This window comes from Micromonospora sp. NPDC000207 (genome assembly GCF_040300925.1).
Classification (GTDB): Bacteria; Actinomycetota; Actinomycetes; order Mycobacteriales; family Micromonosporaceae; genus Micromonospora.
Genome location: NZ_JBEPEQ010000075.1, coordinates 1 through 12,966, shown reverse-complemented (window position 1 = coordinate 12,966; position 12,966 = coordinate 1). Strand labels below are relative to the sequence as shown.

Below are 12,966 nucleotides of genomic sequence, written 5' to 3'. Positions count from 1 at the left end.
CCGCATGCGCGGGGAGCAGTGTCAGGCTGGCAGCGACAGCGGGACGATGCTGGGATCACCCCCGCATGCGCGGGGAGCAGGTTGCGGTGAGCAGCGCCATCGGCGGCCACCCCGGATCACCCCCGCATGCGCGGGGAGCAGGGCAGATCCCCCGCGGTGAGGTCCACGCGGCGGGGATCACCCCCGCATGCGCGGGGAGCAGACCACCTTCGAGAGAGGCACGCGGTGCGGATCGGGATCACCCCCGCATGCGCGGGGAGCAGACCCGCTCACTCGGTCAGCCCCGACCGAGGTACGGATCACCCCCGCATGCGCGGGGAGCAGCCCGCCGCCTCGAAAGGCGCGATCAACGCCCCGGGATCACCCCCGCATGCGCGGGGAGCAGACGGTGACCTTCGCTCGGTGCTGGCGCAGGACGGGATCACCCCCGCATGCGCGGGGAGCAGTGGTGGTCTGGGTGCACACACTCTGGTCTGCCGGGATCACCCCCGCATGCGCGGGGAGCAGCATGCTTCGACACCTCTCTCGACGGCCGGGAGCGGATCACCCCCGCATGCGCGGGGAGCAGGGCGTCACTCGAAGTCGAAGACCTTCACAATCCGGATCACCCCCGCATGCGCGGGGAGCAGTGAATTCCTTTCTGGGCCACCACCCACATGCTGGGATCACCCCCGCATGCGCGGGGAGCAGCATCGCAGGCCAGCCACACCGGCACCGCCGGTGGGATCACCCCCGCATGCGCGGGGAGCAGCCCGACGCGTCGTACGCGTTGATCCCGAGGTCCGGATCACCCCCGCATGCGCGGGGAGCAGCGGGTTCCGGGTGCCAACCCGCTGACCGGCACCGGATCACCCCCGCATGCGCGGGGAGCAGGACGTCGTCTGGGAAAAGCACAACGGCTCCGGGGGATCACCCCCGCATGCGCGGGGAGCAGAGCACGAACCGCCAGGCGAACTTCCCCAACTGCGGATCACCCCCGCATGCGCGGGGAGCAGACCCCGAGGAACTTGGCGACGCTCTCGGCCAACGGATCACCCCCGCATGCGCGGGGAGCAGAGCTGTCGGAAGCTGGGCAGGGTGCGCAGAAACGGATCACCCCCGCATGCGCGGGGAGCAGCACTGCGTGCTGTGGTCCGCCATGGACTGGCAGGGATCACCCCCGCATGCGCGGGGAGCAGCTGGCCACGCCCGACCGGTACAACTCCAGCTCGGGATCACCCCCGCATGCGCGGGGAGCAGCCAGCCGGCATGTCGCCCCGGCACCGGCAGGCGGGATCACCCCCGCATGCGCGGGGAGCAGGCGTTCGACGCAGCCCTCGGGGCGGGCGGCTCGGGATCACCCCCGCATGCGCGGGGAGCAGGCTACCTCGTCGGAGACGCCGGCCTGGTCGAAGGGATCACCCCCGCATGCGCGGGGAGCAGGGCCGTTCCACCTCCCCCCACCAGGCCCGCCACGGATCACCCCCGCATGCGCGGGGAGCAGGACATCATCGACCAGGGCATGCGGGCGGGCATGGGATCACCCCCGCATGCGCGGGGAGCAGTTCTCCGGGTCGGCCACCTCGGCAAGCAGCTCCGGATCACCCCCGCATGCGCGGGGAGCAGTCGGCGATGATCTGCGCGGTCGACGCCTCGACAGGATCACCCCCGCATGCGCGGGGAGCAGACCAGGGGGTTGCCGTTGGCGGGGACGATCTTGGGATCACCCCCGCATGCGCGGGGAGCAGGGGAGCAGCGCGGGAGCTGTGGGTCGGTGGGGTGGGATCACCCCCGCATGCGCGGGGAGCAGGTCGGCATCTGCGCCGTCCTGGCGGGCCTGGCGGGATCACCCCCGCATGCGCGGGGAGCAGCCAGGCGTAGGCGGTGCCACACCTCGCGCCACCGGATCACCCCCGCATGCGCGGGGAGCAGTCCGTCCACGACCCGCCGCCGGTCCGGGTGAGCGGATCACCCCCGCATGCGCGGGGAGCAGACTTACTGACCTGGGGCGCTAAAGATCAACTCTCCCGCTTTCATTCACTTTGGTTCTGAAGATCATCTCAAGCTTTCCGGGTGGGAGTGGTGACGAAAGATCAGACTCTGAAGCTTGCACATCGTATCGCCAGGGGGCTCCGCAGTAGGCCCGACGCCGGTGGCGGAGGACCGGGCAGTGGAACGAGAGTCAGCGCGGTACGGCTGCGCCTGCTGCCTTGGCGCGGCGGTACGCCGAGACCGTGGGGTCGCCGGCGAGCCAGTGCCGCCACGGCCGGTCGTGGGCACGGCTAACCCCGACCCTGGGTCCGGCGACGACCTGACCCGTCGACCGCGTCGGCGGGCTCAGGACGAGCGGGCCGTCGCCGAGCAGGTGGGCCTCGTTGTAATGGCGGGTCAGGGCCAGTGCCTGGCCGAGGTTGCCGGGACCCCGGGCCAGCGAGTGCGGGGTGACCCGCTCTCCGCGTCGCCGCTGGGCCAGCTCGGCCCCCTCGATCACCCTGCCGGCCCGGAGCAGGACGGCCGAGGCGGTGCCCGCCGGTCCGGTCACCACGTTGGCGCAGTGGTGCAGCCCGTGGGACAGGTAGACGTAGAGCCGTCCGGCCGGGCCGAACATGACCTCGTTGCGGGCGGTCGGGCCGCGCCAGGCGTGGGAGGCGGGGTCGGCCTCGCCGGCGTACGCCTCGACCTCGGTCAGCTCGACCGTGACGGTGCCGTCGGGGTGGTGGTGGGTCAGGGTCCAGCCGATCAGGGCCGGGGCGACCAGTGGTGCGGGCTGCGCCAGGACGGCGAGCGGGTCAGGCGACACGTGTCGAATCCTCCCGGATCCGGGCGGCCCGTTGCGGCCGGGCACTGGATCTTCGTCACACATGGTAGCCAGGGGGGCTCCGGAATAGTTGACGCAGCAACTATGTTGTCGGGGAGGTCCGGGAGCCACCGCCCCGGACCCGACCAGACGAGGAGCGGGAGCCCGCAATGCAGTTCGGAGTCTTCACCGTCGGCGACGTCACCGTCGACCCGACAAACGGACGGGAACCGACGGAGGCCGAGCGGATCAAGGCGATGGTGACGATCGCCCTGAAGGCCGAGGAGGTGGGCCTCGACGTCTTCGCCGCCGGGGAGCACCACAACCCGCCCTTCGTGCCCTCGTCGCCCACCACGATGCTCGGGTACATCGCCGCCCGGACGTCCCGGCTGCAGCTCTCCACCGCCACCACCCTGATCACCACAAACGACCCGGTGAAGATCGCCGAGGACTACGCGATGCTGCAACACCTCGCCGACGGTCGGGTGGACCTGATGCTCGGTCGGGGCAACACCGGCCCGGTCTATCCCTGGTTCGGTCAGGACATCCGCAACGGCATCGCCCTGGCCGTCGAGAACTACGCCCTGCTGCACCGGCTCTGGCGCGAGGACGTCGTCGACTGGTCGGGCAAGTTCCGTACCCCCCTCCAGTCCTTCACGTCGACGCCCCGCCCACTGGACGGGGTTCCCCCCTTCGTGTGGCACGGCTCGATCCGCAGCCCGGAGATCGCCGAACAGGCCGCCTACTACGGCGACGGGTTCTTCGCCAACCACATCTTCTGGCCCGCCGAACACACCCGCCGGATGGTCGCCCTCTACCGGCAGCGCTACGCCCACTACGGCCACGGCTCGGCCGAGCAGGCCATCGTCGGCCTCGGCGGGCAGGTTTTCATGCGTCGCAACTCCCAGGACGCGGTACGGGAGTTCCGGCCGTACTTCGACAACGCCCCGGTGTACGGGCACGGCCCGTCACTGGAGGAGTTCACCGGCCAGACCCCGTTGACCGTCGGCAGCCCGCAGCAGGTCATCGACAGGACCCTCGGATTCCGCGAGTACGTCGGCGACTACCAGCGGCAACTGTTCCTCGTCGACCACGCCGGTCTGCCCCTCAAGACCGTCCTGGAGCAGCTGGACCTGCTCGGCGAGGAGGTCGTACCGGTGCTGCGCCGTGAGTTCGCGGCCCGCCGACCGGCCCACGTCCCGGACGCCCCCACCCACTCCACCCGGCTCGCCGCCACCACCACCGACACCCCGCAGGAGGCCCGACGATGACCAGCCGCAACCTGGTGGTCCTCACCGCCGGCCTGCGCCAGCCCTCCAGCACCCGGCTGCTCGCCGACCAACTCGCCGCCGCCGTCGCCGACCAGGCGGCCCGACGGGGCCTCACCCTCCACACCACCACGGTCGAGGTCCGCGAACACGCCCACGACGTGGTGAACCACCTGCTCACCGGGTTCCCGTCGGACACCCTCGGCGCGGTGATCGACGCGGTCGCCACCGCAGACGGGCTGATCGCCGTCTCGCCGATCTTCGGCGCGTCGTACAACGGGCTGTTCAAGTCCTTCCTCGACGTCCTCGACCGCGACGCCCTCGCCGGGAAACCGGTGCTGGTCGCCGCCACCGGCGGGACCGTCCGCCACTCGCTGGCCCTGGAACACGCCCTGCGACCGCTGTTCACCTACGCCCGCGCGGTGGTCGCCCCCACCGGGGTCTTCGCCGGACCCGAGGACTGGGCCGACGGTGCCGCCGACGGGGCGCTGCGCAGCCGCATCGACCGCGCCGCCGCCGAACTGGCCGACCAGGTCGGCCGCTACACCGCCCCCACCCGCACCGACCCCTTCACCCTCACCACCACCTTCGACCACCTGCTCGCCGGCGGCGACTGACAGCACCGTCGACGAGCGCCCGGGTCAGGACGGGTCGTCGGGGTGCGGGCGGAAGACCAGGACGGGGCAGTGGGAGTGCTGGACGAGGGCCTGGCTGACCGAGCCGAGCAGCAGACCGGTGAACCCGCCCCGCCCCCGGGAGCCGACAACGAACAACGTCGCCTCGCCACTGGCCTGGACCAACGCCGACGCCGGCTTCTCCGCCCGCAGCGTCCGCTGCTCCACGGGCAGGTCGGGATGCTCGGCCCGGACCGTGGCGACGGCACGGGTCAGCAACTCGTCGGCGTCCACCCACCCCGCCGCGCCCTGCTCCACCTCGTCCGGGGCCTCCCGGTCGGAGTCGTCGGAGCGGACGTGCAGCAGCACCAGCCCGGTGTCGCGCCGGGTGGCCTCGTCGGCGGCGTACCGGACCGCGCCCAGGGCCGGATCGGAACCGTCGAGGCCCACGATCACCGGACCCTCGACCGGGATCGGCTGCTCCGGCGGGCGGACCACCAGGACGGGGCACTGACCGTGCCCGGCGACCTGCTGACTCACCGAGCCGAGCAGCAGCCCGGCGAAGCCACCCAGACCCCGACTGCCCACCACCAGCAGCTCGGCGCGGCGGGACTCCTCCACGAGGGTGGCCCCCGGGCCGCCGGCCACCTGGCGGACCTCCACGGCCAGCCCGGGCCACCTGTCGGCCAACTCCCCGGCGGTCTGCTCCAACATCCGCTGGGCGTCCTCGGTGGGGGCCGGGATCCCCAGGTCGTACGGGTTCAGCGGCACCCCGTACCCGAGGGGGTGCAGGTAGCCGTGCACGAGGTGCAGCGGCCGGGACCACCGGATCGCGGCCCGCGCGGCCTGCTCTGCGGCGACCAGGCTGGACGGGGATCCGTCCACACCCACCACGACAGGTCGGTTCATCTTCTCTCCTGGGTCGGTGTGCGGTCATTGTCGACGGTTGTCGGCGTCGACCCCCGGCATTCTGCCCGGACACGCCGCCCGACACGCATTCCATGATCACCCGTACGGTCTGCCACCGCAGCGAGGCCGCGACCAGGTCACCTGCCGCCCCGGCCTCCCGTACCGCAGCCGCCGTACCGCGTATCCTCCGGCCGTGACCGCCGACCTGCGCCTGCGTCCGGTACGCGACGACGACCTGCCGCACCTGTTCGGCTTCGAGCAGGACCCGCAGGCCGGGTGGATGGCCGCCTTCGGACCGGCCGACCCGGGCGACCGGGCCGCCTTCGAGGCCCACTGGGCGAGGATCCGCGCCGACCCGAAGATCCAGCCGCGCACCGTCACCGTCGACGGGGTGGTCGTCGGCCACGTGGCCGCCTTCCCGGTGGAGACCCGGACCGAGGTCAGCTACTGGATCGACCCCCGACGGTGGGGCCGGGGGTACGCCACCACCGCGCTCGGCGCACTCCTGCGCGAGCTCCCGCAGCGCCCGGTGCACGCCCGCGCCGCCAAGGACAACAGGGCCTCCCTGGCGGTGCTGCGCAAGTGCGGCTTCGTCGTCGTCGGCGAGGACACCGGGTACGCCCCGTTCCGCGGCACCGACGTCGAGGAGTGGCTGCTCGAACTGCCCGCCGACCCGGGTGACCGGGGCGGCGAATAGGCTTCCGTGGTGAACTGGCTGGAGATCCTCGGCTGGGTCGGCTCCGCGCTGCTGGTCTGGTCCCTGTTGCAGACCCGTCTCCTACGGCTGCGCGCGATCAACCTGATCGGGTGCCTGATCCTGATCGGGTACAACGCCGCCGTCGAGGTCTGGCCGATGGTCGGCCTCAACGTGGTGCTCGCCGTGATCAACCTGTGGTACCTGCGGACGCTGCTCGCCACCCGCCACGACGAGGCGACGTACCAGGTCGTCGAGGTCGGGGTGGACGACGCCTTCCTGGCCCACACGCTGCGGGTGCACGCCGCCGACATCGCCCGGTTCAACCCCGGGTTCCGGCCGACGCCGGACCGCGACGGCGGCTCGGCCTTCCTTGTCGTACGCGCCGACGAGGTGGTCGGGGTGGTGCTGGCCCACGCCGAACCCGACGGGGTGGCCCAGATCGACCTCGACTACGTGACCGCCCGGTACCGGGATCTCACCCCGGGGGAGTTCGTCTACCGGCGCAGCAGTCTCTTCACCGACCGGGGCTTCCACCGGGTGGTCAGCCCACCCGGCATGGTCGCCCCCTACTACAGCCGCCTCGGATTCCGCCCCCACGAGGGCCGGTACGTGCTGGACCTGCCGGTCACCCGGGCCGACGAACCGGCCTGAGAACGGGCGCAGGATTCGGCGCGGTTCCCGGTGGGAAAAGACAGCGCTACCTCGGCCGGGCGGGCCGACCGGGGGCGTCGGTCCGTCGACCGTCGCGGCTACGGTGAGGAGCCGGCGTGCAGAGCATCTGGACCCAACTGGCACTGGTCGGGGTCTTGGTCGTCCTCAATGCGATCTTCGCGGGCAGCGAGATCGCCCTGGTGTCGCTGCGGGAGAGCCAGATCCAGCGACTGGAGCGCACCAGCCGCTCCGGACGGGTCCTGGCCCGACTGGCCAAGGACCCCAACCGGTTCCTGGCCACCATCCAGATCGGCATCACCCTGGCCGGTTTCCTCGCCTCGGCCGCCGCCGCCGTCTCCCTGTCCCGCCCCCTGGTCCCCCTGCTGGGATTCCTCGGCGGTGCCGCCGAACCGATGGCCGTCGTCCTGGTCACCCTGGTACTCACCTTCGTCACCCTGGTCTTCGGTGAACTCGCCCCGAAGCGGATCGCCATGCAGGCCCCCGAACGGTGGTCGCTGCTCATCGCCCGCCCCCTGGACCTGCTGGCCAGCCTCACCCGACCGGCCGTCTGGGCCCTCGGCGCCACCACCGACCTGGTGGTACGCCTCCTCGGGGTGAAACTCGACCAGCAGCGCGACGAGATCAGCCCGGACGAACTGCGCGACATCGTCTCCGGAAACCACGGGTTCACCACCGAACAGAAGACCATCATCGCCGGAGCGGTGGAGATCGCCGACCGCCGACTCCGCGCCGTACTCGTGCCACGCCTCCAGGTGTTCTGCCTGGACAGCGGGACCACCGCCGAGGCCGCCCGGCTGGTGTTGGCCGCGTCCGGGCACTCCCGGGCGCCGGTGGTCCGCCACGGCGGCCTGGACGACGCCGTCGGCGTGATCCACCTGCGGGACCTCGTCGGGGTGGCCGACGACCGACCCGTCGACGAGCGGGCCCGCCCGCCGATGATGCTGCCCGACTCCCTCCCGGTGGTCGACGCGCTGCGCCAGTTCAAGGCCGAACGGCAGCACATCGCCCTGGTGGTCGACGAGCGCGGGGCGGTCGAGGGGATCGTCACCCTGGAGGACATCCTCGAGGAGATCGTCGGCGAGATCTACGACGAGACCGACCGGGACGTGCACTCGGTCCGTACCACCGAGGACGGTGCCCTCGTCCTGCCCGGCACCTTCCCGTTGCACGACCTGACCGACATCGACGTCGAGCTGCCCAGCCGTCCGGAGGGCGACTACACCACCGTCGCCGGTCTGGTGCTCGACTGCCTCGGCCACATCCCCACCGAGACCGGCGAACAGATCACCCTCGACGGCTGGACGTTGACGGTCACCGAGATCGACCACCACGCCATCGCCGCCGTGGAGGCCCGGCGGGTGACCCGGTCGGCCGAGACCGACCCGACCGACGACGAGTCCGCCCCGGCGGGCGGGCAGACCGACGGCGGGGTGGAGCACCAGGCCCCCGAGCAGCGGCACGTCACCGACACCGCCGACACCCCGGTGATGGACGGCGCCCGCCCCTGACCGCACCGGATCCGGCCGACCCTCCCGGGGCCGGCCGGGTGCCCTCGGATCCGGGAGGCCCTCCCGGATCCGGCCGGACCCTCCGGTCAGGTGTCGTCGCCGGTGTCGGGCAGCCCCGGCACCGGTGGCACCAACCGGACGCGGTGCACCGGGAACAGGTGCGTGCCCCGGTTGATCAGCCGGGCGGCCATCCTGATCGCCCACGGCCCGGAGGGGTGGTGCTCGGTGCCGATCAGCCGCCCGGCCACCCGCCCGTACCAGCGACGGGCCACCAGCAGATCGGTCAGGACCAACCGCCCGGTGGCCGGGTCACGCCGTACCACCAGGTCCACCACCCGACCGAGCCGCCGACCGTCGCCGTCGTACGCGATCCGGCCGAGCACCTCACCCGCTCGCACGGTCCGACCCCGGGATCCGGTCGATCAGACGACGACGCAGGTACTCCTCCAACGGGGCGGGGGGCAACTCGTCCAGACGGACCCGCAGCCGGACGGCACTGTCCACCCGTTCCACGAGCGGGTAACGGATGCGTACCGCCGACGGCTGCCGGTCGCGGAGCCGGTCGGCGACCCGGATCAGCAGCCGTCCGACGACCCCTCCGATCCGCTGCCCGAGCACACCGGTCCCGGTGAGCAGCGCGTCCACGAAGACGGTGCCGTCGTCGGCGACGGCGAACTCGATGTCGTCGATCTTGCCGACGAGGAGCCCGTCGGCGTCGACGATCTGCCGGTCCAGCAGGTGCTGACCGAGTTGCATCCGCACCGTCGTCACCCCCGGACCCTCGTCGGTGCCATCGCCGTCACTGTCCCATCCGGGTGGCGACCGCGAGCGGGATCGCGGCGACCGACGCCGCCACGATGACCACCAGGACGAGCGCGCCGAGCAGGTTCAACCACCGGCCGTTGACCCGGTCACCCAGGTACGTCCGGTCGTTGGCCACGATCAGGATCGGCAGGTACGTCAGCGGCAACGCCACCGCACTGACGATCAGCATGTACTCGGTCAACGTGATCGGGTCGACGGTGGTCGTCAGGACCAGCATCCCGAGCAGCACGCTGACCAGCAGGACGGTGTGGAACCGGGCCGCCTCCCGGGGGCTGACCCGCTTGCCCCACTGCCAGCCGAAGTACTGCGCCGCCGTGTACGCCGCGGAGAGCCCGGTCTCCAGGGCGGCGCCGAAGGTGACGGCGAAGAACGCCACCACCGCCAGGACCAGACCGACGGTGCCGAAGGCGCTCACCACCGGCTGCGCCACCTGATCCAGGCTGTCCAGGCGGGTGCCCGACGGGTGGTAGACCACAGCGGCAGTGGCGATCAGCGAACACGCCAGGAACGCGCCGACCGGGAAACCGATCAGGGTGCTGGCCCGGGCGTCGGAGAGGTCGGCGGCGCTCCACCTCTCCTCGACCCCGCCGGAGGAGAAGAAGAACACCTCGTACGGGCTCACAGTGGAGGCGAACAACGCCACCGCGATGAACCAGTACACCCCCCATCCGTCGCCGCCCGGACCGGGGGCCAGCGCGCCCCGGGCCAGCGCACCCCAGTCCGTGGGCAGCTGCGTCAACGCCACAGCGAACACCACCAGCGTCAGCCCGGCCAGGCCGAACACCCGCTCCATCAGCTGGAACCGCATCCGCCAGAGCACCAGCCACACCGCGAGGGCCGCCACCGGCACCCAGAGCAGGTACGGCAGGCCGGAGGCCAGGTGCAGCGCCAGCGCCACCCCGCCCAGTTCGGCGGCCAGCGTCAGGACCGTGATCAGGTACGACGCCACCAGGTTGACCAGCGCCACCCGGGGGCCGAGCCGTTCCCGGACCAGGTCGAAGACCGCCCGGCCGCTGACCGCCGCGATCCGTCCGGCCATCTCGGCGTACGCGCAGATGGCGACCACACCGACCAGGAGCACCCAGACGTGCCCCATCCCGAACCGGGCACCCGCCTGGCTCGCCGCCACCAGGTCGCCGATGTCGACGAAGCCGCCCACTGCGGAGAGGATGCCGAGCGTCGCGGCGAGGAGCTTCCTCACCGCACGGACGGGTTGGGCCGGGTCATCGAGGCGACGATATCGGGACGACTGCCCTCAAAAGCGCCGAACCGGACAAGCCGCCGGCGGTCGCCGACGACGTCCACCCACGCGAGGCCCCGGCCCGGCCCCGCCGTTCATCCGATCAGGCTGGCGTCAGGTTCTGCAGCCGGACCTGACCCCGGGCCACCAACCGCTCCTCGGCGTCGACGATCTCCACCTGCCACAACTGCTGACTACGTCCCCGGTGCAGCGGCGTACCCACCGCGACCAGCTCACCCGCGCTGACCGCCCGCAGGAAGTCGGTCTGGTTGGACACCCCGACGACCCGCCCCCGCTCGCCGAGCCAGAGGGTGCCACCGATGCTCGCCGCCGTCTCCGCCACGGTGCAGTACACCCCGCCGTGCTGGATGCCGTGCGGCTGGTGCAGTTCCGGACGCACCTGCCAGCGGATCACCACCCGGTCCGCACCGACCTCGTCGAACTCGAGCCCGAGCAGCCCGATCAGGCCGCCGGTCAGTTCCGGCATCTCCACGCTGTCCTCCCCGCGATCATGAAAAACCCAGCCTAACCGCCGCCCCACAGCCCCCGCTCACCCCGTCGCGCACCGTGGCAGGGCCGTGACCAGGCCAGAACCCGCTTCGGCCATCCCGGGGTGATGGGGGAGAATCGGTGCTCGTGACCGACAGCACCCTCCCGCCCTCCGGGCGGGACTCACTGACCGAAGACCTGCGGTGGCGGGGCCTGATCCAGGACTCGACCGACCCCGACGAGCTACGCGGACTCCTCGACGGCCGCTGCACCACCTTCTACGTCGGCTTCGACCCGACAGCGGCCAGCCTGCACGTCGGCCACCTCATGCAGGTCGCCACCGCCCGCCGGCTGCAACAGGCCGGACACCGGCCCCTCCTGCTGGTCGGCGGAGCCACCGGGCAGATCGGCGACCCGAAGGAGAGCGCCGAGCGCTCGTTGAACCCACCCGAGACGGTGGCCGGCTGGGTCGAGCGGATCCGGGCCCAGCTCTCGCCCTTCGTCTCGTACGAGGGGGAGAACGCCGCCCACCCGGTGAACAACCTCGACTGGACCGGCGAGATGTCGGTGGTCGAGTTCCTACGGGACGTCGGCAAACACTTCCCGGTCAACAAGATGCTGGCCCGGGAGGTGGTTCGGGCCCGGTTGGACAGCGGCATCAGCTTCACCGAGTTCAGCTACCAACTCCTCCAGGCCAACGACTTCTACCAACTGCACCAGCGGCACGGCTGCCGGCTCCAGTTCGGCGGCAGCGACCAGTGGGGCAACATCACGGCCGGGGTCGACTACGTCCGACGCCGCGGTGCCGGTCCGGTGCAGGCCTTCGTCACCCCGCTGGTGACCAAGGCCGACGGCACCAAGTTCGGCAAGACCGAGGGCGGCGCCGTCTGGCTCGACCCGGAACTGACCAGCCCGTACGCCTTCTACCAGTTCTGGCTCAACGCCGACGACCGCGACGTCGGACGGTACCTGCGGTACTTCAGCTTCCGCAGCCGCGACGAGATCGAGCGGTTGGAGCAGGAGGGGGCGCAGCGCCCAGCGGCCCGGCTGGCCCAGCGTGCACTTGCCGAGGAGCTGACCACCCTGGTGCACGGCGCACCGGAGACGGCGCAGGCGGTCGCCGCCGCCCAGGCGTTGTTCGGGCGGGGGTCGCTGACGGAGTTGACGCCGGAGACGCTGCGGGCCGCGCTGACCGAGGCCGGCCTGGTACGCCTCGACGCCCTGCCCGACGTCGCCGGACTGCTCAAGGAGTCCGGGCTGGTGCCCAGCATGAAGGAGGCCCGTCGGGTGATCGCCGAGGGTGGCGCGTACGTGAACAACGAACGGGTCACCGAGGTCGACGCGACTGTGACCCCGCAGGAGCTGCTCCACGGCCGGTACCTGGTCCTGCGTCGTGGGAAGAAGTCCTTCGCCGGTGTTGACCTGGGCAAATAGCGCCCTCCAGACGGTGTGACGGGGAACGCCCCCGACGGATTTGACGACGGATCCGTCGGGGGCGTAACTTTCTCTCTGCCAGCGCGGAACGGACGAACCGGGACTAAACAACCGGGAAGGCCGGAGCGCGGCGATCACTTCCGGAACCACGACCCAGGTCGCGGAGTCCGGAACGGGCGGTGCCCCCGAGCGACCTGCGGGTCGATTTGGCGGAGCGAACTCGACCGGGTAGAGTGATCCGCCGGTAGGGAAACGGGCGAGTTGCGGGTGACCGCGCGGCCGGCCTACCAAAACCGCGAGATTCGATCCGACGAGAGTCGGCGAGATCGTGGTGCCCGTAAATGGTGCGAAGCCTGACGAACCGCGAAATACCGGTTTGACACGGCGGAAACCACCGGGTAACGTAGTAAAAGTGCCCGGCGCGAGAGCGGGGGGCACAGCGGGACGAAATGCCCCGGGTTCGGGTTCCACGGTGTGGGGTTCGGGTTTGGTGTGTGGTTGTTCTTTGAGAACTCAACAGGGTGCTTGATAAGC

At 71.5% G+C, this 12,966-nt stretch carries 12 protein-coding genes and 1 CRISPR repeat array (1 of these 13 only partly in view); of the genes, 6 read left to right on the top strand and 6 right to left on the bottom strand.

The features are described 5' to 3' along the window. Nucleotides 1-1,972: direct repeats of the CRISPR family, unit length 28 nt; unit sequence GGATCACCCCCGCATGCGCGGGGAGCAG; it reaches 1,048 nt to the left of the window's first position. Between the two features lie 189 nt (nucleotides 1,973-2,161). Continuing rightward, a complete protein-coding gene (locus ABT336_RS18620; RefSeq protein WP_350897867.1) occupies nucleotides 2,162-2,779 on the bottom strand; it encodes a DNA-3-methyladenine glycosylase in 618 nt (205 codons plus the stop codon). 167 nt (nucleotides 2,780-2,946) lie between these two features. Between ABT336_RS18620 and ABT336_RS18615 the strand changes: the two genes are divergently transcribed. Together ABT336_RS18615 and ABT336_RS18610 are read left to right on the top strand one after the other, a co-directional pair. Continuing rightward, nucleotides 2,947-4,047, top strand: a complete 1,101-nt coding sequence (locus tag ABT336_RS18615) for an LLM class flavin-dependent oxidoreductase (RefSeq protein ID WP_350897866.1) — start codon at nucleotides 2,947-2,949, stop codon at nucleotides 4,045-4,047. After that, nucleotides 4,044-4,661: an FMN reductase gene (locus ABT336_RS18610; RefSeq protein WP_350897865.1), complete on the top strand. Its 618-nt coding sequence runs from the start codon at nucleotides 4,044-4,046 to the stop codon at nucleotides 4,659-4,661. Before ABT336_RS18615 ends, ABT336_RS18610 begins: the two co-directional genes overlap by 4 nt. Nucleotides 4,662-4,685: 24 nt before the next feature. Here the strand turns inward: ABT336_RS18610 and ABT336_RS18605 are convergent, their stop codons facing one another. Further along, nucleotides 4,686-5,567 carry a universal stress protein gene (locus ABT336_RS18605; RefSeq protein ID WP_350897864.1) on the bottom strand — a complete coding sequence of 294 codons (882 nt, stop codon included), beginning with the start codon at nucleotides 5,565-5,567 and terminating at the stop codon, nucleotides 4,686-4,688. Nucleotides 5,568-5,760: 193 nt separating this feature from the next. On the opposite strand from ABT336_RS18605, the gene ABT336_RS18600 reads away from it, so the two are divergent. From ABT336_RS18600 to ABT336_RS18590, 3 genes are all read left to right on the top strand, one after another. Beyond that, nucleotides 5,761-6,264 carry a GNAT family N-acetyltransferase gene (locus ABT336_RS18600; RefSeq protein ID WP_350897863.1) on the top strand — a complete coding sequence of 168 codons (504 nt, stop codon included), beginning with the start codon at nucleotides 5,761-5,763 and terminating at the stop codon, nucleotides 6,262-6,264. Nucleotides 6,265-6,273: 9 nt separating this feature from the next. Next, a complete protein-coding gene (locus ABT336_RS18595; protein ID WP_350897862.1) occupies nucleotides 6,274-6,915 on the top strand; it encodes a hypothetical protein in 642 nt (213 codons plus the stop codon). Between the two features lie 116 nt (nucleotides 6,916-7,031). Further along, on the top strand, nucleotides 7,032-8,444 hold the full coding sequence (locus ABT336_RS18590; RefSeq protein WP_350897861.1) for a hemolysin family protein: 1,413 nt from the start codon (nucleotides 7,032-7,034) through the stop codon (nucleotides 8,442-8,444). 86 nt (nucleotides 8,445-8,530) lie between these two features. On the opposite strand, the gene ABT336_RS18585 is transcribed toward ABT336_RS18590, so the two are convergent. The 4 genes from ABT336_RS18585 to ABT336_RS18570 form a co-directional block, all read right to left on the bottom strand. Next, nucleotides 8,531-8,842 (bottom strand): PRC-barrel domain-containing protein, encoded by a 312-nt coding sequence (locus ABT336_RS18585; RefSeq protein WP_350897860.1) that lies wholly within the window; start codon nucleotides 8,840-8,842, stop codon nucleotides 8,531-8,533. After that, nucleotides 8,829-9,215 (bottom strand): hypothetical protein, encoded by a 387-nt coding sequence (locus ABT336_RS18580; RefSeq protein ID WP_350897859.1) that lies wholly within the window; start codon nucleotides 9,213-9,215, stop codon nucleotides 8,829-8,831. Before ABT336_RS18580 ends, ABT336_RS18585 begins: the two co-directional genes overlap by 14 nt. Nucleotides 9,216-9,243: 28 nt before the next feature. Further along, the gene (locus ABT336_RS18575) at nucleotides 9,244-10,470 is read right to left on the bottom strand and encodes an NRAMP family divalent metal transporter (protein WP_350897858.1); all 1,227 of its coding nucleotides are present in this window, start codon (nucleotides 10,468-10,470) and stop codon (nucleotides 9,244-9,246) included. Between the two features lie 142 nt (nucleotides 10,471-10,612). Then, complete coding sequence (locus ABT336_RS18570) at nucleotides 10,613-10,996, bottom strand: PaaI family thioesterase (protein ID WP_350897883.1); 384 nt, start codon at nucleotides 10,994-10,996, stop codon at nucleotides 10,613-10,615. Nucleotides 10,997-11,145: 149 nt separating this feature from the next. On the opposite strand from ABT336_RS18570, the gene tyrS reads away from it, so the two are divergent. Beyond that, on the top strand, nucleotides 11,146-12,432 hold the full coding sequence (gene tyrS / locus ABT336_RS18565; RefSeq protein WP_350897882.1) for a tyrosine--tRNA ligase: 1,287 nt from the start codon (nucleotides 11,146-11,148) through the stop codon (nucleotides 12,430-12,432). The last annotated feature ends 534 nt before the right edge of the window (nucleotides 12,433-12,966 follow it).